This window comes from Streptomyces sp. NPDC002889 (genome assembly GCF_042888425.1).
Taxonomy (GTDB): Bacteria; Actinomycetota; Actinomycetes; order Streptomycetales; family Streptomycetaceae; genus Streptomyces.
The window spans coordinates 1-2,597 of sequence record NZ_JBIAPT010000073.1; the positions used below are offsets into that span (position 1 = coordinate 1).

2 protein-coding genes are annotated in these 2,597 nt (G+C 69.8%); both read left to right on the forward strand.

The genetic code is table 11. The annotated features are described in order from the left end of the window. Positions 1-1,794: condensation domain-containing protein (locus ACFYWI_RS38385; protein WP_389240811.1), on the forward strand; the 1,794-nt coding region annotated here is incomplete at its 5' end. Next, positions 1,791-2,597: condensation domain-containing protein (locus ACFYWI_RS38390; protein WP_389240813.1), on the forward strand; the 807-nt coding region annotated here is incomplete at its 3' end. The genes ACFYWI_RS38385 and ACFYWI_RS38390, both read left to right, overlap by 4 nt.

Sequence of the window (2,597 nt, forward strand, 5' to 3'; positions counted from 1 at the left end):
GCGCTGCCCGCTCCCGGCCACATGGGCGGGTCGGGTGGGCGTGCTCCTGCGACGCCCGTCGAGGAGGTGCTGTGCGGGCTGTTCGCCGAGGTGCTGGGACGCGATCAGGTGGGTGTCGAGGAGTCGTTCTTCGAGCTCGGCGGTGACTCGATCATGTCGATGCTGCTGGTGTCGGGGGCTCGTCGGGCGGGGCTGGTGGTCACTGCTCGTCAGGTGTTCGAGCGGCAGACTCCGGCGGCTCTGGCCGCTGTGGCGGGTGCGGTCGGTGACGGTGTTGCGCTGGGCGGCGGTGATTCCGGGGTCGGCGAGGTACCGCTGACGCCGGTGATGCGTGAGCTGCTGGAGCGGGCCGGGCCGGACAGGCTGGGGCAGGTCAGTCAGTCCATGCTGGTCGTGACCCCGGCCGGTCTGAACGTTGCGATCCTGACCGATGCGGTGCAGGCGCTCGTGGATCACCACGACATACTGCGTGCCAGGCTCGAGCCCGTCGACCAGGAGTGGCGGCTGGTCGTACCGGAGACGGCCGCGGTCGCGCCCTGGGTACACCAAGTCCAAGCGTCCGTCGGAGATCTGAAACAGCTCGTCGACGAGCAGACGCGGTCAGCCGTGAGCAGGCTGGATCCGCAGGCAGGCGTGATGGCCCAGGCGGTGTGGTTCGACACCGGACCGGACACCCCCGGCCGGCTGCTGCTCATCATCGACCACCTGGTGGTGGACGCGGTGTCGCTGCGGATCCTGCTGCCCGACCTGATGCGTGCCTACACGGAGTTGGCCGCAGGACGGCCCGCCGCGCTCGAACCCGTCCCGACCTCGTTCCGGCAGTGGGCCCGGGCTCTGTCTGCTCAGGCCGGAAGCGAGGAAAGGCTCGCGGAGCTGCCGGAATGGATCCAGCTTCTGCAGGGCCTCGATCCGGCGCTGACCGCCCGGCCCCCGCACCCGTCTCGTGATGTCGGCGCCACGATGAGGAAGGCCTCGGTGAGGGTCCCCACCGCGACCACCACGACGTTGCTGACGACCATCCCGGCGGCGTTCCACGCGGGAATCGACGACATCCTGCTGACCGCATTGGTCTTGGCGACAGCCGAATGGGGACGGCGCCGTGGAGAGACCGCCGGTGACGGGATCCTGATCGATGTGGAGGGCCACGGCCGGATCCCATCGGCCGAAGGGGTCGACCTGTCGCGTACCGTGGGCTGGTTCACGAGCGCCCACCCCGTGCGGCTAGACCCGGGGACGACGGACTTCTCCGAGGTGCGGGCCGGTGGTCCGGCTGCGGGCGGGGCTGTGAAGCGCATCAAGGAACAACTGCGGGCGGTGCCGGGAGACGGGCTCGGCTATGGCCTGCTCCGTTACCTCAACCCCGAGACCGCGCCCACCCTCGCCGCACTGCCCACCGCGCAGATCGGCTTCAACTACCTCGGACGGTTCGCCACCGAGAAAGCAGTCCAGCGTGCTCAGAAGGACTGGACACCGGCCTCCGAAGGCGGCAGCGGCGGTGGACTCGACGGCGAGATCCCGATGGCACATGCCCTGGAGGCCGTGGGAGTGGTCCACGACTCGGCCGCCGGACCCCAGCTCACTCTGACCCTGGCCTGGCCCGGGCACCTGCTGGACAAGGAAGCGGTGCAGGACCTGGTCGACGGCTGGGCGGCGATGCTGAACGGCGTCGCCACGCACACCACCGCTGCCGGCAGCGGCGGACACACACCTTCCGACTTTTCCTTGATCACGCTTGACCAGAGCCAGATCGATGCACTTGAGAACGAACTTGCGGACAGAGGGGGAGCACGATGACGCAGAGGCGAGTCGAGGATGTTTGGCCGCTGTCGCCGCTGCAGGAGGGCATGCTCTTCCACGCCCTGTACGACGAGCAGGCCACGGACGTATACGTGGAACAGATGGTTCTCGGCCTCGAGGGCCAGTTGGACGCGGCGGCACTGCGGGCGTCCTGGGAAGCACTGCTGGAACGGCATGCCAGTCTGCGGGCCGGCTTCCGCCAGCTGGCCGGGGTCCAGCAGCCGGTGCAGGTGGTCGCGCGGCAGGTGGTCCTGCCCTGGCGGGAGGAGGACCTGTCGGGGCTCGCCGAGGACGCGGCGCTGGCCGAGGCCGAGCGGCTGGGGAGTGAGGAGCGGGCCCGGCGGTTCGATCTCGCGGAGCCGCCGCTGCTGCGGGTGTTCCTGGTCAAGGTGGGTGCCGACCGGTACCAGATGAGGGTCACGCTCCATCACATCCTGCTGGACGGCTGGTCGCTCCCGGTCCTGATGCGGGAGCTGTGGGCCTCCTACGAGGCCGGTGGCAGTGCGCGCGGGCTGCCACCGGTGACTCCGTACCGGGAGTACCTGGCGTGGTTGGGCCGTCAGGACAAGGCAGCTGCGCGGGAGGCATGGCGGCGGGCCTTGGCGGGAGCCGAGGAGCCGACCCTGGTCGCCCCGGCCGAGTCGGCCGGCGCATGGTCCGTCGCGCCCCGAAGGGTGTTCACCCAAACAGATGGGGAGTTGTCCGAGGCGCTGCGGGAGTTGGCTCGTGGTCAGGGCCTGACGTTGAACACGGTCCTTCAGGGTGCTTGGGCTCTGGTGGTCGGGCAGTTGAGCGGGCGT